We start from the raw sequence: 20,226 nt of genomic DNA on the forward strand, positions 1-20,226 counted from the left end.
GGGACGTAACAATGGCTCAATCACAAAGTATTAAACGTGAGAAGTGGGTACGCCTCTCGCTCTCCTGGCTGGTTATCGTGCTGGTGTCGACGATTATCATCTACCCGCTGGTGTGGACGGTCGGCGCGTCGTTTAACGCGGGTAATAGCCTGCTCAGCTCCTCAATTATTCCTGAGAACTTTTCGGTGCAGCACTATGCCGACCTGTTTAACGGCCAGGTGAACTACATGACCTGGTACTGGAACTCGATGAAAATCAGCTTCCTGACCATGGTACTGACCCTCATCAGCGTCAGCTTTACCGCCTATGCCTTTTCGCGCTTTCGCTTTAAGGGACGCCAGAACGGGCTGATGCTGTTCCTGCTCCTGCAGATGATCCCCCAGTTCTCGGCGCTGATTGCCATTTTCGTGCTGTCGCAGCTTTTGGGCCTCATCAACAGCCATCTGGCGCTGGTGCTGATCTACGTGGGCGGCATGATCCCGATGAATACCTACCTGATGAAAGGTTACCTCGACGCCATCCCGAAAGATCTGGATGAATCCGCGCGCATGGACGGGGCCAGTAATTTCCGGATTTTCATCGAAATTATCATGCCGCTTTCGAAGCCGATTGTGGCGGTGGTGGCGCTGTTCTCCTTCACCGGGCCGCTGGGGGATTTCATCCTCTCCAGCACGATTCTGCGCACCCCGGACAAATACACCTTACCCATCGGGCTCTATAACCTGGTGGCGCAAAAAATGGGTGCCAGCTACACCACCTACGCGGCAGGCGCGGTGTTGATTGCGGTGCCGGTAGCGATCCTCTATCTGGCATTACAAAAATACTTCGTCTCCGGCCTGACCTCCGGGAGTACCAAAGGATAATCATGAAAAGACTCAAACCTGCTTTACTTGCCGTTTGCCTCTCCTGCGGCCTTGCCGCGAGCGCGTTTGCGGCGGACGGGGTGAAAACGCGTCCTTTTAACGCCATGCCCGCGGACTTTATCAAGGGCGCGGATATTTCGACGCTGCTGGAAGCGGAACAGCACGGCGCCAAATTTTATAACAACAGCGGCCAGCAGCAGGACGCGATTGCGATCCTGAAGGCTAACGGGGTGAACACCGTGCGCCTGCGCCTGTGGGTTGACCCGCAGGATGCCGACGGCAACACCTACGGCGGCGGCAGTAATAATCTCGAAAACACCCTCGCGCTGGCGAAGCGCGTAAAGGCGCAGGGCCTCAAGCTGCTGCTCGATTTCCACTACAGCGACTTCTGGACCGATCCGGGCAAACAGTTTAAGCCAAAAGCCTGGGAGAAGATGGGCTACCCGCAGCTGAAAACGGCAATTCATGACTACACCCGCGACACGATTGCCCGCTTTAAGAAAGAGGGCGTATTGCCGGACATGGTGCAGATAGGAAACGAAATTAACGGCGGCATGCTGTGGCCGGAAGGGAAAAGCTGGGGGCAGGGCGGCGGCGAATTCGACCGCCTGGCCGGGCTGCTCAACGCCGCGATTGGTGGACTGAAGGAGAACCTGACCGACGGCGAGCAGGTGAAAATCATGCTGCATCTGGCTGAAGGCACCAAAAATGACACCTTCCGCTGGTGGTTTGATGAAATCACGAAGCGCGGCGTGCCGTTCGATATCATCGGCCTGTCGATGTACACCTACTGGAACGGCCCGATTAGCGCGCTGAAGACCAACATGGATGACATCAGCAGGCGCTATAACAAAGACGTGATTGTGGTGGAAGCGGCCTATGGCTATACGCTGGAGAACTGCGATAACGCCGAGAACAGCTTCCAGGCTAAAGAGGAAAAGGACGGCGGCTATCCCGGCACCGTTCAGGGTCAGTACGACTATATTCACGATTTAATGCAGTCCGTGATTGATGTGCCTGACCGTCGCGGCAAGGGCATCTTTTACTGGGAACCGACCTGGATTGCCGTTCCGGGCACCACGTGGGCCACCAAAACCGGCATGAAATATATCCATGACGAGTGGAAAGAGGGTAATGCCCGTGAGAATCAGGCGTTATTTGATTGCCAGGGCAAAGTGCTGCCGTCAATCACGGTATTTAACTAGTTTTTATCTTCATTCAGGACGTTTTAAATATGAATAAATTTGCGCCTTTAAGTCCAAAGGTCGCGGCGTTATTGCATGGCGCCGACTATAACCCGGAGCAATGGGAGAATTACCCCGGTATTATTGAAAAAGATATCGCCATGATGCAGCAGGCGAAATGTAATGTCATGTCGGTGGGGATATTTAGCTGGGCGAAACTGGAGCCTCAGGAAGGGGAATATGATTTTGCCTGGCTGGACAGCATTATTGAAAAACTCTATGCGGCGGGCATTCATATATTTCTCGCTACGCCGAGCGGCGCGCGTCCGGCATGGATGTCGCAAAAATATCCTGAAGTGCTGCGCGTCGGACGCAACCGCGTCCCCGCGCTGCACGGCGGGCGTCACAACCACTGCATGTCGTCTCCGGTTTACCGCGAAAAGACGATGAAAATTAACAGCCTGCTGGCGGCGCGTTATTCGCATCATCCGGCGGTGCTGGGCTGGCATATCTCCAATGAGTACGGCGGCGAATGCCACTGTAGCCTGTGCCAGGAACGCTTCCGCGACTGGCTAAAGGCGCGCTACAAAACCCTCGACGCGCTGAACCATGCGTGGTGGAGCACCTTCTGGAGCCATACCTACACCGACTGGTCGCAAATTGAGTCCCCCGCGCCGCAGGGGGAAGTGTCGATTCACGGCCTGAATCTCGACTGGCGCCGCTTCAATACCGCGCAGGTCACCGATTTTTGCCAGCATGAAGTGGCGCCGCTGAAGGCCGCCAATGCCGACCTGCCGGTAACGACCAACTTTATGGAGTATTTCTACGATTATGACTACTGGCAGCTGGCGAAAGCGATCGACTTCATCTCCTGGGACAGCTACCCGATGTGGCACAAGGAGAAAGACGAAACGCAGCTGGCCTGCTATACCGCCATGTACCACGACATGATGCGCAGCCTGAAGGGCGGTAAACCCTTTGTGCTGATGGAGTCCACGCCGAGCACCACCAACTGGCAGCCGACCAGCAAGCTGAAAAAGCCGGGGATGCATATTCTCTCCTCTGTTCAGGCGGTGGCGCACGGGGCGGATTCGGTGCAGTACTTCCAGTGGCGTAAGAGCCGCGGGTCGGTGGAGAAATTCCACGGTGCGATTATCGATCACGTGGGGCATCTTGATACCCGCGTCGGGCGCGAAGTGACGCGTCTGGGGGAGATGCTGGCCCGTCTGCCTGAGGTGGTGGGGTGCCGCACCGACGCGCGCGTGGCCATTATCTTTGACCAGCAAAACCGCTGGGCGCTGGACGATGCCGAAGGCCCGCGCAACATGGGGCTGGAGTACGAAAAAACCGTCAACGAACACTATCGTCCGTTCTGGGAAAAGGGCATCGCGGTCGACGTCATCGACGCTGACGGCGATCTGAGCCGCTACGCGCTGGTGATTGCCCCCATGCTCTACATGGTGCGCGAAGGTTTCGCCGAGCGGGCGGAAGCCTTTGTGGCCGCGGGCGGGCATCTGGTGACGACCTACTGGAGCGGGGTAGTGGATGAGACCGATCTCTGCCACCTCGGCGGTTTCCCGGGCCCGCTGCGCAAGCTCCTCGGCATCTGGGCGGAAGAGATTGACTGCCTGGGCGAGGGGGAGCGAAACCTGGTTCAGGGGCTGGTGGGCAATGCGGCGGGCCTGCAGGGGCCGTATCAGGTCAGGCATCTGTGCGAGCTGATCCATACTGAATCCGCGCAGGCGCTGGCGACCTACCGGGATGATTTCTACGCCGGTCGCCCTGCGGTGACGGTCAACCGCTTTGGCAAAGGCAAGGCGTGGCACGTGGCGTCGCGTAACGATCTGCCGTTCCAGCGCGATTTCTTTGCCGGGATTATCGACGAGCTGGCGCTGCCGCGCGCGGTCGAGGGGGATTTCCCGCCGGGCGTGGTCGCGACGGCGCGCACGGATGGCGAAACCGCCTGGGTGTTTGTGCAGAACTACACGGCCCAGCAGCAGCTCATCACGCTGCCGCAGGGGTATACCGACTGCATGACCGATGCCGCCGCTGCGGGCGATATCGTGCTGCTTCCCTGGGACTGTCGGGTGCTCAGGCGTAAAGCGTAAGAACCGCCCGGCGGCGCTGCGCTTGCACGGGCCTACAAAACCCGTAGGCCGGGTAAGCGCAGCGCCACCCGGCAACAAGGCACAAAACGCCTGCTCCCCGAGCAGGCATTTTTTTATCTGCATACAGAGAGGCGTATTATGGACAGTCAAATTACTCAGCGTTTAATTCCGGCATTTGGCGGCGACGATAATATCGAGCACGTCGAAGCCTGTATTACCCGCCTGCGCGTGACGGTAAAAGATTTAAATAAGGTCGATTCCCAGGCGATACAGAATGAGGGGGCGCTGGGGGTGATTATTATCGGCCAGCAGGTGCACGCTATATTCGGCAGGCAGTCTGATACATTACGGAAATTATTAGACGAACATTTTAATCAGTAAATATAAAAAAGGGATAGCCAAAGTAATGGCTATCCCAAAGCAGTAAAATAGACTGCAGGTTGCTGGAGATACGATAACGATTAACGCAAATTATAAATTACGACTTACCACCAGGCCTCGACCTGCACACCGAAGTTCCAGGTATTATTCGCGGTGCCATCTTCGAAGGATTGCCCTTTTTCGGAGTCATTCAGGTAAGAGGCAAAGACGCGCAGCTCAGGACGCGACATAAAATCAGGTCCGTCTGCCAGCCCCAGCGCGAGGGTGTACTTCTCGCCGCTCTGCTTGTACTTAGTGCCGTCGGTATAAGTATCTTCCTGGTAGAATCCGCCCACTTCGCCAATCAGACGCACGTACTCGGTGAACTGATACTGCGCGCGCCCCACCAGCGATACCAGGCGTGATTTGTCCGTGTACTGCGTGGTGTCGTCTGCCGAGCCCCATGTCAGAACGTGGTTAAAGGAGAACTTGTCGGTAATCGGAATTAAGCCGGTGTTAATCACGCGGTAGCCGGTGGCGTCGTTCACGTAGTTCCACATGTCGTACCAGCCCCCACCCTGTGACACCATGTTCTGGGCCAGACCTTTATTGGCGTACTGCAGCACCAGCTTGTTATAGCCGCCAAACATATCCTGGCTGATCTCACCGGTGACCATTACGCCGTTATCGGCCTCGTACAGTCCGCCGTACTCTTTCTGCTTGTTGGTCGGGTTTGGCATGGCGTAATCAATACCCACTTCCGTCCACGCGCCCGCCCACGGCTTCCAGCCCGCATAGCGAAGGTCGATGTAGTTGATGTTAACGTCGCTGTCGCCATCCACGCGGTAGTCCACGTCGTTGGCATCGCCGCGGATCCACGCAACGGAGACTGCGCCCGGGCCAAGCGTGTAGTTCTCGATACCCGCACCGGAGCCGGAAATATTCCAGTATTTGGTATCAATGATGTGCAGGTCATGGCGCTGGTAGTAGCGCTTACCGCCCCAAATCACCGCATTGGGATCCCCGGGGATCAGCCCCTTGATCTGCAGGTTAAGCTGGCGCAGGCCGAACTGGGCATCGTCATCTAAGGTGGTTTCATTGTCGTTGGAGCCGTCTGAGACCATGCTCACCATGCTGTCGAGATAGAAACTGACGTCGTTCTTTTTGTATACCTCGGAGCCCAGCTCCAGCTCGCCGTAGGTGTCGGCCTCGTTCCCGAGACGGCCAATTTTGTTTTTTTGCCACTCCTCCATCCCACCATCCCGTGAGACGCCCACGCCGGAGCGAAGATATCCATGAAAATCAATCGGTACTGAAGACGCTGCAAACAGCGAAGGCGATGCCAGCGCGGCAGCCAACGCAACAGATACAGAGCGGATCGTCGTGTTCATTGTAACCCTCTTATTGTTTTGTAATACGTTCACAAATCCGCTGTCATAAAATGCCTAAACCCGTTAACTGGCAATTGCACGATCCGAAATGTGTGATTAACTGCAAATAAAATAGACAATTTTGTTACGAGTAATGAGATCGGACACAAATTATGGCATTGTGAGCGTCATACTTTTTGATGGTGTTATGCCCACAGCGAGAGGGTGGTAAGCGTTTTTTTTCAGCACCCCTGTTACAATCAGCGCATAACAACATAAGGAACCGGACCATGAAGTCGAAAAGCGCAACGTTAGAGGACGTGGCACGCCATGCGGGCGTCTCCTATCAGACCGTGTCCAGGGTACTGAATAAATCTGCCAATGTATCCGACGCCACGCGCATCAAGGTGGAGAAATCCATAGAGTTATTGCGGTATGTACCCAACCGACTGGCTCAGCAGCTGGTGGGCAAGCAGAGCCAGACCGTTGGGCTGGTGACCATTTCGCTGGCGCTGCACGCGCCTTCGCAGGTTGCGGCGGCGGTGAAACGCTATGCCAATGTGGAAGGCTACCAGGTACTGATCTCAATGATTGATGAGAACGTCAACCACAGCATCCAGGACTCCATCAACGAGCTGAAATCCCAGCTGGTGAGCAAAGTGATCATCAACGTGCCGCTGGAGGCTGAAGCGGCGCAGAAAATCGCCGCCGACAACGACGACATTGTCTGCCTGTTCCTCGACGTTGACCCGTACAGTTCCGTGTTTAACGTTTCGTTTAATCCGGCGGACGGCACCCGCGCCAGCGTCAAATATCTTTACGAGCTGGGGCATCGCGACATTGCCCTGCTGGCGGGGCCGGCGTCTTCCGTGTCGGCGCAGCTGAGGCTGAAAAGCTGGATCGAGACCCTGAAGGGCTACGGTCTGGAGCCAGCATCGGTCATTCGCGGCAACTGGGATGCGCAAAGCGGTTATTCGGGAGCGTTGCAAATGCTGCGGGAAACGGCGCAGTTTACCGCCGTGCTGGTGGCGAACGACCAGATGGCGCTCGGCGTGCTGAGCGCGTTCCATCAGCAGCAGATTTCAATTCCGGGCGAGAAGTCGGTGATTGGCTACGATGACACCTATGAAAGCTCATTCTTCTACCCGGCGCTGACGACGGTATCGCTGGATTTAGATCTGCAGGGTAAAGAGGCGGTGCGCCGCATTCTCGACAGCGGTGAAGAGAATGCCCAGCGCATGTCCTCAATTTTACCTGCCCGTCTGGTGGTGCGTCAGTCCACCGGGCCGAAAGGGGAGAAAGGGAAAAACCTGCAGGCGCTTGCCCAGCAGCTGCGTAAGATCGCGCATCAGCTCGGCGATGCGTAGCGAAGTGAGCACCTCAATCACGTGCGTGAATGAGGTGCTCGCAAGCTTACTCCAGCCCCAGCGTGTACTGGGCAATTTTGAAGTAGATAATCAGCCCGGTACCGTCGATAAGCGTCGCGATAAACGGCGCGGAGACGACCGCCGGGTCAATGCCGCAGCGCTTGAGCACCATTGGAATGACGGACGACACAATCGCACTCCACAGCGTAATGCACACCAGCGTCAGGCTGACGATAAGCGTGATTTCCAGCCCAATCCCCATCATCCAGGCGCGAATGCACCCGGCAATACCGAGCGTGGCGGCAATCATCAGCGAGGTGGTCATCTCTTTACGCAGCACGCGGCCAACGTCGCGCAGACGCACTTCCCCCAGCGCCATGGCGCGCACCAGGGTGGAGGTGATCTGCGTCCCGCTGTTGCCGCCCGTGCCGATCAGGAGCGGAATAAAGAACGCCAGCGCGATGGCGGACTCCAGCGCCTCTTCAAAATGCTGGATCACCGAGCTGGTGTAGGCCTCCGCGACAAACAGCAGCAGCAGCCAGACGGAGCGCTTTTTCCACAGGCTATACGGGCTGGTGTCCAGATAGGGCTTCTCCAGCGGTAGCGTCGCCCCCTGAAGCTGAGCATCCTCGGTGACGTCATCTTCCAGCAGATGGGCGATTTCGCGCTCGGTCAGACAGCCGACGAGCTTGCCGTGGGTGACCACGGGCACCACGTCCGCGCCGCCGTGCGCCAGCAGCCCGGCAACGTCGGCACGTTCATCCTCCGGTTTGACCTGCAAAAACTGCGAAATCATCAGCGATTTCACCGGCTGTACCGTATCGGCGGTCTGCAGCAATTTACGCACGGCAATCATGCCCGCCAGGCGGCCATTGTCTTCAATAAAAATATGAGACGGAATATCGTCGTCTTTTAATTTTTCGAAGAATTGCTCGCGCGCCAGCGCCACGCATAATGAAATATCGAGGACAATAAAATCGGTATTCATATATTGCGCGATCGCGCTGTCATTGAATGCCAGGTTTTGGTTGTGAATAGCGTAAGACATAGTGAATTCCCTTTGAATAATAAAATCTCTCAGGGGCGAGCAAGACAGGGCATGTCGAAGAGGAGATCCCCACGTCCTGGGTTCAGCACTGTACACCGTATCCCGTGAGGGAAGTTATACTGACAAAGCCTTGATTCGACAGTGCCTGTTTTACCCTGTGTCGATTCTCTCGAACCTACCAGAGCGATAACGTGTATTTGTACAGGAGCCTCGCCATAACGAGATCGTTGTAAAACGAGGGAAATAATACGCTTATTTGATATTGCAGCTCGGGAAATTAAATAATGTTTAAGAACGGTTTAGGAGAATCTTATTTAATAAAGCGTTGATGGTTTATTTAAGGTCATTCATTTCTAATGGAGGATTATATAATCAACGGAGGAGAAGCAAATGGCGTGGTTTGATAATCTGCTGAATCATTTTGCGCTGTATCCGGCACATCTGTTCGCGCTGTTATTTATGATGGCGCTGAGCAAGTCGACGGTGCTGATCTCCTCCGTGCTGCCGCCCGCCTCGGTGATGCTGCTGGCGGGCATGACCGTCAGCCAGGCGAGCATGCATCCTGCGCTGGCGTGGCTGGCCGTGGTGTTGGGGGCAACGGCGGGCTCGGTGCTGAACTACCATATCGGCCAGCTGATGGGGCACACCCGGCTGGTCACACGTTTTACCTCAAAGCATGCCGACAAGTTCTTGCGGGTACAGCATCAGCTGCAAAAGAACGGTGTCATCGTGCTCTTTACGTCGCGATTTCTGGCGGTGTTGCGTTACATCGTCCCGCTGGCGGCGGGGATGCTCAGGCTGAATGCAGCAAAGGTCTACGCCGTCAGCCTGATTTCCGCCTGCGTATGGGCGGCGCTGTATGTCGGCATCGTCACCGGCATCAGCGCCTTTTGAGTTACAGGCTCCCCATGCCGCCGTCCACCAGCAGCTCCGTTCCTACCGTGTAGCTCGACTCGTCGGACGCCAGATAGAGCGCGGCTTTTGCCAGCTCCGTCGTCGAGCCCATTCTGCCGAGCGGCACCAGCTTGATGATGTCCGCCATCATCGCGTTAAGCGCCTCGTCGCTTAAGCCCGTTTTGGTAAAGGCTGGGGTTTCCACCGGGCCGGGGCTCAGGCCGTTGACGCGGATCCCGCGCGGCAGCAGCTCCGCCGACAGCGTGCGCGCCAGCGACAGCAGGGCGGCCTTGCTCGCGGCATACACGCTGCTGGTGGGCAGGCCGATGCGCGCGCTCACGGAGCCGCAGAGGATCACCGACGACGGGTTATTCAGCAGCGGCAGCAGCGCCTGAATTAAAAAGAACGGTCCCTTCAGGTTGATGCCCATCAGGCGATCCCACGCATCCTCCTGCCAGGCTTCCAGCGGCGCGTGCGTTACGTCGCCGGCGTTGAGAAACACCGCGTCGAGGCGCGGCCAGCGGGCGGCGAGGGTTTCCGCCAGCGCTTTCTGCGACGCGATATCGCCCGCATCGGTTGGGATCACCCAGGCCTTATCGCCCAGAATGCGCTCTGCTTCGGCGAGGGTGTCCGGGTTGCGTCCGGTCACGGCGACGCGCGCCCCTTCGGCGATAAACGCCTGCGCGGTGGCAAGACCGATGCCGCTGGTGCCGCCAGTAATCAACGTATACTTATCGGTTAAACGACCCATGTTCTTCTCCTGAAATGTCTCTGGAGAAAGCACTATAGAAACGTTAGTATCGAAAGGAAACCAGGTACCAAATGGATACTAAAGAGGCAAGAGGTGTGATATGGCAGAAATGCTGGAGGAGTGCTGTGAAAAAAAATCTGAGGCGTATACCTGCCCGATGACGCAGTTTGTGAATCTGATTTCCGGCAAATGGGCGATCCCCATTCTCTATCGCCTGATTGTCTTCAACACGCCCGTACGCTTTGGCGACCTGCTGCGTGCCGCTGCACCCATCACCCAGAAAGAGCTGACGAAGCAGCTGCGCCTGTTTGAACAGCGCGGGCTGGTGACGCGGACGGTCTACCCGGAGATCCCGCCGCGCGTGGAGTATCAGATCACCGGGCTGGGGTTAACCCTGCAGGACGCACTCTCGCCGCTGGCCGCCTGGATGAGCGAGTACGGCGACCAGCTTCAGCGTTAGGCTACTGTTTTACGTAGCGCGGTGCCGGGATGCTGGTGCGTGCGCTGCTAAACAGCTCAAGGCGCGCCGCTTCGTAGCGCTCCCACAGGCCTGCATCATGCATCGGCGGGATGGTGATCGGTTCACCCTGATCCAGACCCGCCAGCGACGCATCCACCATATCGTCGGTGGTCATTACCGAACCTTCCGGCAGATCGTCCACCGTGACGCCTGAATGGCTCCAGATTTCCGTCGCCGTGGCGGCGGGCAGCACGGCCTGAATGCGCACGCTGCTGTCGGCAAATTCTTCCTGTAACCCACGGGTAAAGCTCAGTACCCACGCCTTGGTGGCGCTGTAGAGGGCGCTGCCCGCCCGGACGTGCAGGGCCAGCACGGACGCGATATTGATCAGCGTGCCGCGATTGTTCTGCGCCAGACGGGGTAGGATGGCGTAGGTCAGACGCATCAGCGCCGTGGTGTTCAGGGTGTTAATGGCCTGATGCTGCGCTATCTCGCCCGCGAGGAACGGTGCCATTTGCGCGGTGCCCGCGTTGTTGATGAGCGTATCAATGGCGGTATTGCTGCGCAGTTCCTCTTCCACGGCGCGGATCCCGGCTTCATCGGTAAGATCGGCCACCAGAATATCGACGGCCACGCCATAGCGTGCGCGCAGGTCGGCGGCGAGGGTTTTCAGGCGATCTTCGCGGCGAGCGACCAGCACAAGGTTGGCACCGCGCGCGGCAAGACGATCGGCATAAACGGCGCCAATCCCGGAAGAGGCGCCCGTGATCAGGGCGGTGGTGATTTGCGTAGTCATCGTGTGTTACCTCAAAGCAAAGTGGGTTATTTGGTTTCAAGATGAAACTGAATTAACTTTCTGCTATTTGGTTTTATAATGCAACCATATTAGCGATCATTTTGTGCTTTTGCCGTTGGGACGGTCAGGAGGGGAGTTTAGCCACGATCTCTTCAGGCGTCAGTTCGCGTCCGTCGTCGGCGATAAGCGCCAGTTTGCGCAGGGGTTTGCGCTGTTCGGCATCGACCAGCACGGTGCCGCATTCGTTTTCAGCAAACAAAAATTCATTCCCCCACTGGGACAGGGCAACCAGCACGGTTTGCAGGGCGCGCCCCTTTTCGGTCAGGACGTATTCCTGCCAGGCGCTGCCGTCGGATGCGGGTTGAAGCCGGAGGATGCCTTCATCAACCAGCAGCTTCAGCCGCGTGGTCAGCATGTTTTTCGCGATACCGAGGCTTTTCTGAAACTCGCCGAAGCGTTTAATCCCGCGCAGCGCGTCGCGAACAATCAGCAGCGACCACCAGTCGCCGATGATATCCAGCGAACGGGCGACGGGGCAGGTGCTCTCTTCAAGGCGGGTACGTTTCACGATCAATTCTCCGGTAGGGTATGGTTTTATTATAAAACTAATTGGCACACACCGTAAGCACGTTAATCATCAGTTTGAGAAATGCTTCCCGGAAAATTGTGACGAACCTGTCACACTGAACGCGACATTTTAAAACGAGTGAGGAATTAGGGATGAGAAAAGCACTACTCGCGCTGGCAGTCGCCGGTTCCATTTCAGCAACGTTTGGCGTGCAGGCGCAAGAGACGCCGGAAGGGTATCAGCTGGAGCAAGTTTTAATCATGAGTCGCCATAACCTGCGCGCGCCGCTCGCCAACAACGGCAGCGTGCTGGAGCAGTCCACGCCGAAGCAGTGGCCGGAGTGGGAGGTGCCGGGCGGCCAGCTCACCACTAAAGGCGGCGTGCTGGAAGTGTATATGGGCCACTACATGCGCGAGTGGCTGGCGCAGCAGGGGATGGTGAAGACGGGAGAATGTCCAGCGGCGGATAGCGTTTACGCTTATGCCAACAGCCTGCAGCGTACCGTCGCGACCGCACAGTTCTTCATTACCGGCGCGTTCCCGGGCTGCGACGTTCCTGTGCACCATCAGGAAAAAATGGGCACCATGGATCCGACCTTCAATCCGGTGATTACCGACAACTCACCTGAATTCCGCGAAAAAGCGCTGAAGGCGATGGAGGCCGAGCGGCAGAAAATGCAGCTCGCAGACAGCTACAAGCTGCTGGAGCAGATGACAAACTACGCCGATTCGCCGTCGTGTAAGGAGAAAAAAGTCTGCTCGCTGGCGGATGCGAAAGATACCTTCAGCGCCGACTATGAAAAAGAGCCTGGCGTATCCGGGCCGCTGAAGGTGGGCAACTCGCTGGTGGATGCGTTCACGCTGCAGTATTACGAAGGCTTCCCGGCCGACCAGGTGGCCTGGGGCGAAATCAAGACCGACCAACAGTGGCGCGTGCTGTCGAAGCTGAAGAACGGCTATCAGGATTCGCTGTTTACCTCCACCGAGGTGGCACAAAACGTGGCGAAGCCGCTGGTGAAATATATCGATAAAACCCTGGTCACCGACCAGGCGAAAGCGCCGAAAATCACCCTGCTGGTGGGGCATGATTCGAACATTGCTTCCCTGCTCACCGCCCTGGATTTCAAACCCTATCAGCTGCACGACCAGCAGGAGCGCACCCCGATTGGCGGCAAAATTGTCTTCCAGCGCTGGCACGACCAAAATGCCAACCAGGAGCTGATGAAAATTGAGTATGTCTACCAGAGCTCAGAGCAGCTGCGTAACGCCAGCGTGCTGTCGCTGCAGTCTCCGGCGCAGCGCGTGACGCTGGAGCTGAAGGGCTGCCCGGTGGATGCGAACGGCTTCTGTCCTGTCGATAAATTCAATGCGGTGATGAATAACGCGGCGAAGTAAAGGAGAACCCCCCGCGTGATGGCGGGGGGAAACGCTTAGACGTTTTTACGTTCGATGGTTTGCTCGCCCCAGAAGAGCGAGTCTTTGTCCGTTTTTTCGAAGGCGCGCACCAGCACCTCATCGTTACCTTCCTCCCAAATTTGCTCGGCCAGCTTTTCATCGTACTTCGCGACTTCAAAGATAGCTTCGGCAATCTCCGGAGAGGTGTTGCGTAAACTTGCCCATTCGCCCACGTGGTGAGCTTTGGATTCTTGAGTTGGCATGCTTGTCCTCCTGTTGGGTGTTAGCCGTTCAGTTTTTTGGCCAGACCCGCGACATATTCACCCTGATAGCGGGCGATAGACAGTTCTTCATTGCTTGGCTGACGTGAGCCATCCCCACCGGCAATGGTGGTTGCGCCGTACGGCGTACCGCCGCGCACCTGGGAAACGTCAAACAGCTCCTGTGCGCCGTAGCCAATCGGCACAATCACCATCCCGTGATGAGCAAGGGTAGTCCAGGTTGAGGTAATCGTCTGCTCCTGGCCGCCGCCGGTCCCGGTAGAGCTGAATACACTCGCGAGTTTGCCGTAAAGCGCCCCGGATGCCCAAAGTCCGCCGGTTTGATCGAGGAAGGTGCGCATCTGGCCCGACATATTGCCGAAGCGGGTCGGGGTGCCGAAGATAATGGCATCATAATCCGCCAGCTCCTGCGGGGTGGCGACCGGGGCGTTTTGTGTTTTACCCCCGGCTTTCAGGAAGGCTTCCGCCTGCATGGTTTCCGGTACGCGTTTGACCACAACCTCAACGCCATCAACCCTGTTTGCACCTTCTGCTACCGCGTGAGCCATGGTTTCAATGTGTCCATACATGGAATAATAGAGCACCAGAACTTTCGCCATTTTGCATCACTCCTCGTTGGTTTTTCTGACAGCGGATCGCTGCGTTCTTTTAAAGATATGCCATCACAGCCAGACTGCAAAAATGAACGCCATTTATTTGATTTATAACAACATGCGTAGAAAAATGACTTTGTAGCAAAATGATACAACTTTCCCGGTGCGGATTTTTAAAATGATAAGAAAGGTTTATGCATCCCCGTCGCGTCATCTCACCCGAAAGGCTGAGTTCATGTTGCAGAATATTACCTGCGGCTTGCCGGATAGCGGCATTCCACTAAGCTTAGTTTCACGCGGCACAGATAAAGGCTCTGCCCTTGTGTTGCGAGGTGAAAGAATCCTCTTTTACTGAATGCAATATGATGTCTAATGTTTCACATTCTGGAGGTTAGAGATGGCAAACCATCGTGGTGGTTCAGGTAATTTCGCAGAAGACCGTGAAAGAGCATCAGAAGCAGGCCGTAAAGGTGGCCAGCATAGCGGGGGTAACTTCAAGAATGACCCGCAACGCGCATCTGAAGCTGGCAAGAAAGGGGGTAAAAACAGCCACGGCAGCAGCAGTAAGTAACACGCCGGGTTGAACCCCTGCCGCCGGGATCTCCCGGCGGTTTTTTTATTTCTGCAACATTGAACTGTAACCAAAGGCAACGCACACTACAGAATTGTTCTCACTTGCTGGTGCCGCATGTCTGTTTCACGCTTTAAATTCTCCGTAAAACCGCAGGAAGCCATCCTCATTCTCATCACCATGTTCTGGGGCGGGACGTTTCTGGCCGTTCAGTACGCGGTGACCCTCAGCGATCCGTTCTTCTTCGTTGGCCTGCGCTTTGCGACGGCGGCGCTTGCCGTAGGGCTGATTTCGCTTAACACGCTGCGGGGTCTGACGCTCAAAGAGCTGAAGGCCGGCGTGGCCATTGGTGTCGCGATAGCGATGGGCTACAGCCTGCAGACGTGGGGATTGCAGACCATCTCCAGCAGCAAATCCGCGTTTATCACCGCGATGTATGTGCCGCTGGTGCCGCTATTGCAGTGGCTGTGCCTGGGGCGGCTGCCCGGTCTGATGTCCTGTATTGGCATCGTGCTGGCGTTTATCGGTCTGATTTTGCTGGCCGGGCCGGAAAACAACCTCCTGGCGCTGGGGCCGGGCGAGATCATCACCCTCGTCGGGGCGGTTGCGATTGCGGCGGAAATTATCCTGATCAGCGCCTGGGCGGGCAAGGTGGACGTCAAGCGGGTGACGGTGGTGCAGCTCGCCACGGCCTCGCTGGTGGCGTTTGCGACGATGGTTCCGGCAGGCGAGTCCATACCGCCGATGTCCACCGGTCTGGTGGTGGTCGCACTGGGGCTGGGTATCTTCAGCGCCATTATCCAGGTCACCATGAACTGGGCGCAGCGCAGCGTATCGCCAACCCGCGCGACGGTGATTTATACCGGTGAACCGGTCTGGGCGGGCATTTTCGGGCGACTGGCCGGGGAACGTCTGCCGCTGCTGGCCCTGGTGGGGGCGGCATTTATTGTCGCCGGGGTGTTGGTGAGCGAGTTGAAGCTCAGAAAACGTCGGAGCCAGGTGAGCGATATGACAGCTGAAGAAGGTTTAGATTGAAAAAATAGACGGGTTTATCTACGATGTGTACGGATAATTACCGTACACGATGAAGTAAATCATGCCAGCACTTAAAAAACAGCGTATCGATCTTCGCTTAACGGACGAAGACAAAACAATGATTGAAGAAGCGGCGGCGATGACGAACCAAACGATCACCCAGTTTATGGTGAACAGTGCGTCAGAGCGCGCTGCGGAGGTCATCGAACAGCATCGGCGTCTCGTCTTAAACGAAGCATCATGGAATGCGGTGATGGATGCCATCGACAATCCGCCAGAGCCAAATGAACGCCTGAAGCGAGCGGCAAAACGTCTTCGAAACATGGAGTGAAGCGTCGTGGACAATCTCACGGTCGAAATGTTTTCAGAGGGAAAAGATTATGATTTCAGGGATTTCGATTGTGGTGAACCCTCGCTAAATGTCTTCCTCACAGAACATCTGGTGCGTCAGCACAATGGGCGTATTTTACGAGGCTATCTGCTTAAAGAGCGCGATCGTCCGCGAGTCCTGGGCTATTACACGTTGTCTGGGAGCTGTTTTGAAAAAGCGATGCTGCCTTCTAAGACTCAGCAGCGTCGGATCCCTTATAGCAACGTACCGAGCGTAACGCTGGGACGTCTGGCGATACATAAAGACCTGCAGGGACAGGAGTGGGGAACGACGCTCGTCACGCATGCCATGCGGGTTGTCTATCTGGCATCGCAGGCGGTGGGCGTACACGGAATATTTGTTGATGCACTCAATGACCGGGCAAAACGATTTTATCTGAAGCAGGGTTTTATTCCGCTGACGGGTGAAAACAGCCATTCTCTTTTCTTTCCTACAAAATCTATCGAACGACTGTTTGAGCAGGCGTGATTTCCTGACATTAGGGTGTTCTTACGGAACGTAAAGGTCGGGTAAGGCATAGCCGTCACCCGACATTGAGATTTCACGAATCCTGACGCACCACCTCGCCCTGCGGCGCAGCAGCCATCCGGCGGCTCAGCAGGGCGTTAAGCAGGATCGCGCCGAAGGTCGCCGTACCAATCCCGCCGATCGTAAACCCGCCCAGCGTCAGGGCAAAATCGCCCGCGCCCAGCACCAGCGTAACGGCCACCATAATCAGGTTGCCGTTCTGGCTGAGATCGACCCGATGCTGCACCCAGATGCGCGCCCCGGCCACGGCGATCAGCCCAAACACCACGATTGAGGCCCCGCCGATAACCGGTGACGGAATGGTGTGGATCAGCGCGCCGAACTTCGGTGAGAAGCCGAGCAGCATCGCCATCACCGCCGCCGCCACGAAGACCAGCGTCGAGTAGACTTTGGTCACCGCCATTACCCCGATGTTTTCGGCATAGGTGGTGACGCCGCTGCCGCCCACGGAACCGGAGAGCATGGTTGCCAGCCCGTCGCCGACGAACGCGCGGCCCATGTATGGATCCATGCTGCGCCCGGTCATTCCCGCGACCGCCTTCAGGTGACCTAAGTTCTCTGCCACCAGGATCACCGCCACCGGGGCGATAAGCATCATCGCCTGAGCGTTAAAGGTGGGCGAGGTCACTTTCGGCAGGCCGAACCAGGCGGCCTGATGCAGCAGGGTAAAATCAACCGGCTTGCCGAGACCAAAAACGTTCGCCAGCAGGGCATACACCAGACAGGCAACAATCAGCCCGACCAGAATCAGCAGCCGCTGGATCATGCCTCGCGTGAACACCGCCACCAGGCCGATACACAGCACGGTGATCACCGCCATCCAGCTTTCAAACGGTGAGGCGGAGACGCTCCTGACCGCAATCGGGGCGAGGTTCAGGCCAATCGCCATCACCACGGCGCCCGTTACGACCGGGGGCATCATGCGCTCGATCCAGCGCGTGCCGATCTTCATCACCACCAGACCAATCAGGGTATACACCAGACCGCAGGCGATGATGCCGCCGAGGGCCACGCTCAGGTTGGGGTTGATCCCCTGGCCGTTAAACCCGGTGGTGGCAATAACCACGCCGACAAAGGCGGCGCTGGATCCCAGATAGCTGGGCACGCGCCCGCCGGTGACAAAAAAGAACAGCAGGGTGCCGATACCCGACATCAGAATAGAGAGGTTGGGATCGAGCCCCATCAGCATCGGCATCAGCACCGTAGCGCCAAACATCGCAACCGCGTGCTGGACGCCCATCACGATCGTCTGCCCGAGCGGGAGGCGTTCATCCGGCGCGACCACGCCTGCTTCTGTGGAGGTCGATTTCAACTGCCAGTGGGGAAATCCGAACATGGTCTGTCTCCTTAGAGCGGGTTAACAGGCGGGGCGCATAAGCGCGTGGTAGCCGCGGTCAAACCACACCAGCCCTTGCGGCGCGGGGTGGCGAATAATCGAAACAATGTCGCAAAACAGAATGTCATGGGTACCGACGCTCACCACCTGGCTGATGCGGCAGTCAAACGAGGCCAGCGCATCCTCCAGGCGCGGGCAGCCGGTGTCGCCCGTCTGCCAGCGGGCGGCGGCGAAGCGTTCTTCCATCGGCGTTTTGCCGCCAAACAGGTTTGAGAGCGGCTCCTGCCCGGCGCTCAGGGTATTCACGCACAGCGTGCGGTTTTCGCTGAACGTCGGCCAGACGGACGCGCCGCGGTTCAGGCACACCAGCAGGGTGGGCGGGGAATCCGTGACGCTGCACACCGCGCTGGCGGTGAAGCCTGCCATCCCCGCGGGACCGTCGGTGGTGATGATATTCACCGCCGCGCCGACGCAGGCCATGGCGTCGCGAAAGGTTTGTTTATCCGGTGTCGTCATCATCGCTCCTTACGCCAGCCCGCAGGCATCGTCGAAGGTCAGGCGCGGCAGGCGGCCGTAAAGTTTGCCCGGGTCGCCGTAGCCAATGTTGATCAGCAGATTGCTTTTAAGCGTCGTGCCGGTGAAAAAGGCCTCGTCGACCTTTTGTCGGTCAAAGCCCGACATCGGGCCGGTGTCCAGCCCCAGCGCGCGACAGGCGAAAATCAGGTAGCCGGCCTGCAGCGAGCTGTTGCGAAAAGCCGTCTCTTCCGCCAGCGCGGGGCTTGCGGTAAACCAGCTTCTGGCATCGCCGTGCGGGAACAGTTCAGGCAGGCGCTCGTAGAATTCACTGTCCCAGGCCACAATCGCCGTGACCGGGGCGGTGAGCGTTTTCTCCAGGTTGCCGCTGGAGAGCGCCGGGCGCAGCTTCTCTTTTCCCTCCGCGCTTCGCACAAACACAATGCGCGCCGGGGAGCAGTTGGCGGAGGTTGGCCCCCATTTCATCAGGTCGTAGATTTCGCGCAGCGTCTCGTCGCTGACGGCAATATCCTGCCAGCCGTTATGGGTGCGGGCGCCGGTGAACAGCGTTTCCAGCGCGGTGGGATTAATGGCTTCGCTCATTACAGCTCCTTATAAAGCGTGTTCATGACTGTGCAGCAGGCTGGCCAGCCCGTTCAGCAGCAGGGTGTTAAAGGTGTCCGGCTCGGTGACGTTGCAGGCATGTCCGCCCTGGCGCATCACCGCGCTGTGGCTGTGCGGGATCGCTGCCTGCAGCTCAGACGAGCAGACAGAGGGCACCAGCATGTCGTCGGCGGAACAGATGATCTGTACCGGGCAGCGGATGCGTGCGGCGTGGCGGCTAAAGTCGGCCTTTTTCAGGGCGCTAAGCCGGTGCAGCAGGTTGGTTTTTCCCTGAAAGTGGGCCAGCGCCAGTGCCTCTTCGGCCTCGAGACGGGGGGCGCGAGCGGCCATCCAGTCTGCCGGGTAGAGAAACAGCGGCTGCGCCTCAACCCACGCCTGCGGGCCACCGTAATGCAGCAGGCGCTCGCGGATCTGAAAGCAGCGACTGGTGTGGGCGTTGAGGGTCAGCCAGCCGTTGACGCACACCAGCGCGGTGAGGGCGTCGGGCCTGTCGAGGGCCAGCTGCAGGCCGACCAGCGCCCCCAGCGCGTGGCCGACGATGCTGTAGCGCGCGATCCCGGCCTCAGACAGCGCCTGGGCCAGTTCGTCCGCCATCTGTGCCAGGCTGTAGCCTTCCGGCAGGGCGTCGGGGTTATTGCCCGTTCCGCGCTGGTCATAGCACACCACCTGATACTCCGGTTCCAGCGCGGCCAGCTGGGGCAGCCAGTAGCTGCCGCTGCCGCCGAGACCGGCTATAAGGACCACCACGGGCGCCCCCTCATACGGGGGCGGTGAGACGGAGAGTTTCATGGCTGCCTCACTTCGCGATGTGCGCAACGGTGGCGATTTCAACCAGCGCGTCCGGCTTCACCAGCCCGCACTGAATGCAGAACCGGGCCGGCTTATCGCCGGGGAAGAACTCCGCGTAGATTTCATTAATCGCGGCGTAGTTTTTCCAGTCGGTGATAAAGATGCTGTTGAAGGTCACATCCTCCATCGTGCCACCCGCCGTTTCGATCACGGTTTTGATCGTCTCCAGCACGTGGCGGGTTTGCGCCTTTGGGTCGTTGATAAACACCACGTTGTTGTCTTTATCAAACGGCAGCGTGCCGGAGACATACACCACGCCGTCGGCAAGGGTGCCGGGGACAAACGGGGCGATGGGCGTGCTGGTGCCCGGCGGGATGATTACGGATTTCGGCATCGTGTGTC

The 20,226-nt window shown here is 57.6% G+C and carries 24 protein-coding genes and 1 riboswitch; of the genes, 12 read left to right on the forward strand and 12 right to left on the reverse strand.

From position 1 onward, the window contains the following. The first annotated feature begins 11 nt into the window (after positions 1-11). The 4 genes from AC0TNG_RS22910 (at position 12) to AC0TNG_RS22925 (ending at position 4,536) form a co-directional block, all read left to right on the forward strand. Positions 12-863, forward strand: coding sequence for a sugar ABC transporter permease (locus AC0TNG_RS22910; protein WP_042715482.1), 852 nt, complete (start codon positions 12-14; stop codon positions 861-863). A gap of 2 nt (positions 864-865) precedes the next feature. Beyond that, complete coding sequence (locus AC0TNG_RS22915) at positions 866-2,068, forward strand: glycoside hydrolase family 53 protein (protein ID WP_024909617.1); 1,203 nt, start codon at positions 866-868, stop codon at positions 2,066-2,068. Between the two features lie 29 nt (positions 2,069-2,097). Beyond that, entirely contained in the window at positions 2,098-4,155 is a 2,058-nt protein-coding gene (locus AC0TNG_RS22920) for a beta-galactosidase (RefSeq protein WP_061715574.1), read from the forward strand. A gap of 138 nt (positions 4,156-4,293) precedes the next feature. Further along, complete coding sequence (locus AC0TNG_RS22925; RefSeq protein ID WP_073961589.1) at positions 4,294-4,536, forward strand: PTS sugar transporter subunit IIB; 243 nt, start codon at positions 4,294-4,296, stop codon at positions 4,534-4,536. Positions 4,537-4,640: 104 nt separating this feature from the next. On the opposite strand, the gene AC0TNG_RS22930 is transcribed toward AC0TNG_RS22925, so the two are convergent. Beyond that, positions 4,641-5,906 carry a maltoporin gene (locus AC0TNG_RS22930; protein ID WP_061715573.1) on the reverse strand — a complete coding sequence of 422 codons (1,266 nt, stop codon included), beginning with the start codon at positions 5,904-5,906 and terminating at the stop codon, positions 4,641-4,643. Positions 5,907-6,175: 269 nt separating this feature from the next. Between AC0TNG_RS22930 and AC0TNG_RS22935 the strand changes: the two genes are divergently transcribed. Beyond that, positions 6,176-7,252, forward strand: a complete 1,077-nt coding sequence (locus tag AC0TNG_RS22935) for a LacI family DNA-binding transcriptional regulator (RefSeq protein WP_473713132.1) — start codon at positions 6,176-6,178, stop codon at positions 7,250-7,252. 46 nt (positions 7,253-7,298) lie between these two features. Here the strand turns inward: AC0TNG_RS22935 and AC0TNG_RS22940 are convergent, their stop codons facing one another. After that, complete coding sequence (locus tag AC0TNG_RS22940) at positions 7,299-8,300, reverse strand: magnesium transporter (RefSeq protein WP_029741838.1); 1,002 nt, start codon at positions 8,298-8,300, stop codon at positions 7,299-7,301. Positions 8,301-8,360: 60 nt separating this feature from the next. After that, positions 8,361-8,530, reverse strand: a riboswitch (M-box (ykoK) riboswitch). 160 nt (positions 8,531-8,690) lie between these two features. On the opposite strand from AC0TNG_RS22940, the gene AC0TNG_RS22945 reads away from it, so the two are divergent. Further along, positions 8,691-9,194, forward strand: a complete 504-nt coding sequence (locus tag AC0TNG_RS22945) for a DedA family protein (RefSeq protein WP_048989864.1) — start codon at positions 8,691-8,693, stop codon at positions 9,192-9,194. 1 nt (position 9,195) lies between these two features. Here the strand turns inward: AC0TNG_RS22945 and AC0TNG_RS22950 are convergent, their stop codons facing one another. Beyond that, on the reverse strand, positions 9,196-9,945 hold the full coding sequence (locus AC0TNG_RS22950; RefSeq protein ID WP_264439121.1) for an SDR family oxidoreductase: 750 nt from the start codon (positions 9,943-9,945) through the stop codon (positions 9,196-9,198). A gap of 100 nt (positions 9,946-10,045) precedes the next feature. Between AC0TNG_RS22950 and AC0TNG_RS22955 the strand changes: the two genes are divergently transcribed. Next, positions 10,046-10,405, forward strand: a complete 360-nt coding sequence (locus tag AC0TNG_RS22955) for a winged helix-turn-helix transcriptional regulator (protein WP_024909625.1) — start codon at positions 10,046-10,048, stop codon at positions 10,403-10,405. Between the two features lies 1 nt (position 10,406). On the opposite strand, the gene AC0TNG_RS22960 is transcribed toward AC0TNG_RS22955, so the two are convergent. Continuing rightward, the gene (locus tag AC0TNG_RS22960) at positions 10,407-11,201 is read right to left on the reverse strand and encodes an SDR family NAD(P)-dependent oxidoreductase (RefSeq protein WP_473713133.1); all 795 of its coding nucleotides are present in this window, start codon (positions 11,199-11,201) and stop codon (positions 10,407-10,409) included. Between the two features lie 124 nt (positions 11,202-11,325). After that, a complete protein-coding gene (locus AC0TNG_RS22965) occupies positions 11,326-11,769 on the reverse strand; it encodes a winged helix-turn-helix transcriptional regulator (RefSeq protein WP_047650821.1) in 444 nt (147 codons plus the stop codon). A 152-nt stretch (positions 11,770-11,921) separates the two neighbouring features. On the opposite strand from AC0TNG_RS22965, the gene agp reads away from it, so the two are divergent. Then, the gene (gene agp / locus AC0TNG_RS22970) at positions 11,922-13,163 is read left to right on the forward strand and encodes a bifunctional glucose-1-phosphatase/inositol phosphatase (protein ID WP_473713134.1); all 1,242 of its coding nucleotides are present in this window, start codon (positions 11,922-11,924) and stop codon (positions 13,161-13,163) included. A gap of 35 nt (positions 13,164-13,198) precedes the next feature. Here the strand turns inward: agp and AC0TNG_RS22975 are convergent, their stop codons facing one another. Both AC0TNG_RS22975 and wrbA read right to left on the reverse strand, forming a co-directional pair. Continuing rightward, positions 13,199-13,426, reverse strand: a complete 228-nt coding sequence (locus AC0TNG_RS22975) for a YccJ family protein (protein ID WP_008499832.1) — start codon at positions 13,424-13,426, stop codon at positions 13,199-13,201. Positions 13,427-13,446: 20 nt separating this feature from the next. Further along, complete coding sequence (gene wrbA, locus AC0TNG_RS22980) at positions 13,447-14,043, reverse strand: NAD(P)H:quinone oxidoreductase (RefSeq protein ID WP_024909629.1); 597 nt, start codon at positions 14,041-14,043, stop codon at positions 13,447-13,449. 391 nt (positions 14,044-14,434) lie between these two features. Here wrbA and AC0TNG_RS22985 point away from each other — a divergent pair, with 391 nt between their 5' ends. The 4 genes from AC0TNG_RS22985 to AC0TNG_RS23000 all read left to right on the forward strand — a co-directional run bounded on the left by AC0TNG_RS22985 (position 14,435) and on the right by AC0TNG_RS23000 (position 16,502). Beyond that, on the forward strand, positions 14,435-14,608 hold the full coding sequence (locus AC0TNG_RS22985) for a con-10 family general stress protein (protein WP_024909630.1): 174 nt from the start codon (positions 14,435-14,437) through the stop codon (positions 14,606-14,608). Between the two features lie 117 nt (positions 14,609-14,725). Continuing rightward, a complete protein-coding gene (locus tag AC0TNG_RS22990; protein WP_024909631.1) occupies positions 14,726-15,643 on the forward strand; it encodes a DMT family transporter in 918 nt (305 codons plus the stop codon). A 61-nt stretch (positions 15,644-15,704) separates the two neighbouring features. Then, positions 15,705-15,974 carry a type II toxin-antitoxin system TacA family antitoxin gene (locus tag AC0TNG_RS22995; RefSeq protein WP_008499829.1) on the forward strand — a complete coding sequence of 90 codons (270 nt, stop codon included), beginning with the start codon at positions 15,705-15,707 and terminating at the stop codon, positions 15,972-15,974. Between the two features lie 6 nt (positions 15,975-15,980). Continuing rightward, positions 15,981-16,502 carry a GNAT family N-acetyltransferase gene (locus AC0TNG_RS23000; RefSeq protein ID WP_024909632.1) on the forward strand — a complete coding sequence of 174 codons (522 nt, stop codon included), beginning with the start codon at positions 15,981-15,983 and terminating at the stop codon, positions 16,500-16,502. A gap of 73 nt (positions 16,503-16,575) precedes the next feature. Here the strand turns inward: AC0TNG_RS23000 and rutG are convergent, their stop codons facing one another. From rutG to rutC, 5 genes are read right to left on the reverse strand one after another with little or no spacing between them, the layout of a single operon-like run. Next, positions 16,576-17,898, reverse strand: a complete 1,323-nt coding sequence (rutG, locus tag AC0TNG_RS23005; protein ID WP_473713135.1) for a pyrimidine utilization transport protein G — start codon at positions 17,896-17,898, stop codon at positions 16,576-16,578. A gap of 21 nt (positions 17,899-17,919) precedes the next feature. After that, entirely contained in the window at positions 17,920-18,414 is a 495-nt protein-coding gene (gene rutF / locus AC0TNG_RS23010) for an NADH-dependent FMN reductase RutF (protein ID WP_023327078.1), read from the reverse strand. 9 nt (positions 18,415-18,423) lie between these two features. Further along, positions 18,424-19,014: a malonic semialdehyde reductase gene (locus AC0TNG_RS23015; RefSeq protein WP_048989850.1), complete on the reverse strand. Its 591-nt coding sequence runs from the start codon at positions 19,012-19,014 to the stop codon at positions 18,424-18,426. A 9-nt stretch (positions 19,015-19,023) separates the two neighbouring features. Continuing rightward, positions 19,024-19,824, reverse strand: a complete 801-nt coding sequence (rutD, locus tag AC0TNG_RS23020) for a pyrimidine utilization protein D (RefSeq protein ID WP_473713136.1) — start codon at positions 19,822-19,824, stop codon at positions 19,024-19,026. 7 nt (positions 19,825-19,831) lie between these two features. Further along, complete coding sequence (rutC, locus tag AC0TNG_RS23025) at positions 19,832-20,218, reverse strand: pyrimidine utilization protein C (RefSeq protein WP_008499822.1); 387 nt, start codon at positions 20,216-20,218, stop codon at positions 19,832-19,834. Positions 20,219-20,226: the final 8 nt, after the last annotated feature.

The sequence above is a fragment of the Enterobacter sp. PL_is514 genome, assembly GCF_055816715.1.

Excerpts from the sequence above, each read along its gene's own strand:
- AC0TNG_RS22910 (WP_042715482.1), top strand. The coding sequence starts at position 12 with ATGGCTCAATCACAAAGTATTAAACGTGAGAAGTGGGTACGCCTCTCG.
- AC0TNG_RS22915 (WP_024909617.1), top strand. The coding sequence starts at position 866 with ATGAAAAGACTCAAACCTGCTTTACTTGCCGTTTGCCTCTCCTGCGGC.
- AC0TNG_RS22920 (WP_061715574.1), top strand. The coding sequence starts at position 2,098 with ATGAATAAATTTGCGCCTTTAAGTCCAAAGGTCGCGGCGTTATTGCAT.
- AC0TNG_RS22925 (WP_073961589.1), top strand. The coding sequence starts at position 4,294 with ATGGACAGTCAAATTACTCAGCGTTTAATTCCGGCATTTGGCGGCGAC.
- AC0TNG_RS22930 (WP_061715573.1), bottom strand. The coding sequence starts at position 5,906 with ATGAACACGACGATCCGCTCTGTATCTGTTGCGTTGGCTGCCGCGCTG.
- AC0TNG_RS22935 (WP_473713132.1), top strand. The coding sequence starts at position 6,176 with ATGAAGTCGAAAAGCGCAACGTTAGAGGACGTGGCACGCCATGCGGGC.
- AC0TNG_RS22940 (WP_029741838.1), bottom strand. The coding sequence starts at position 8,300 with ATGTCTTACGCTATTCACAACCAAAACCTGGCATTCAATGACAGCGCG.
- AC0TNG_RS22945 (WP_048989864.1), top strand. The coding sequence starts at position 8,691 with ATGGCGTGGTTTGATAATCTGCTGAATCATTTTGCGCTGTATCCGGCA.
- AC0TNG_RS22950 (WP_264439121.1), bottom strand. The coding sequence starts at position 9,945 with ATGGGTCGTTTAACCGATAAGTATACGTTGATTACTGGCGGCACCAGC.
- AC0TNG_RS22955 (WP_024909625.1), top strand. The coding sequence starts at position 10,046 with ATGGCAGAAATGCTGGAGGAGTGCTGTGAAAAAAAATCTGAGGCGTAT.
- AC0TNG_RS22960 (WP_473713133.1), bottom strand. The coding sequence starts at position 11,201 with ATGACTACGCAAATCACCACCGCCCTGATCACGGGCGCCTCTTCCGGG.
- agp (WP_473713134.1), top strand. The coding sequence starts at position 11,922 with ATGAGAAAAGCACTACTCGCGCTGGCAGTCGCCGGTTCCATTTCAGCA.
- AC0TNG_RS22975 (WP_008499832.1), bottom strand. The coding sequence starts at position 13,426 with ATGCCAACTCAAGAATCCAAAGCTCACCACGTGGGCGAATGGGCAAGT.
- wrbA (WP_024909629.1), bottom strand. The coding sequence starts at position 14,043 with ATGGCGAAAGTTCTGGTGCTCTATTATTCCATGTATGGACACATTGAA.
- AC0TNG_RS22985 (WP_024909630.1), top strand. The coding sequence starts at position 14,435 with ATGGCAAACCATCGTGGTGGTTCAGGTAATTTCGCAGAAGACCGTGAA.
- AC0TNG_RS22990 (WP_024909631.1), top strand. The coding sequence starts at position 14,726 with ATGTCTGTTTCACGCTTTAAATTCTCCGTAAAACCGCAGGAAGCCATC.
- AC0TNG_RS22995 (WP_008499829.1), top strand. The coding sequence starts at position 15,705 with ATGCCAGCACTTAAAAAACAGCGTATCGATCTTCGCTTAACGGACGAA.
- rutG (WP_473713135.1), bottom strand. The coding sequence starts at position 17,898 with ATGTTCGGATTTCCCCACTGGCAGTTGAAATCGACCTCCACAGAAGCA.
- rutF (WP_023327078.1), bottom strand. The coding sequence starts at position 18,414 with ATGACGACACCGGATAAACAAACCTTTCGCGACGCCATGGCCTGCGTC.
- AC0TNG_RS23015 (WP_048989850.1), bottom strand. The coding sequence starts at position 19,014 with ATGAGCGAAGCCATTAATCCCACCGCGCTGGAAACGCTGTTCACCGGC.
- rutD (WP_473713136.1), bottom strand. The coding sequence starts at position 19,824 with ATGAAACTCTCCGTCTCACCGCCCCCGTATGAGGGGGCGCCCGTGGTG.
- rutC (WP_008499822.1), bottom strand. The coding sequence starts at position 20,218 with ATGCCGAAATCCGTAATCATCCCGCCGGGCACCAGCACGCCCATCGCC.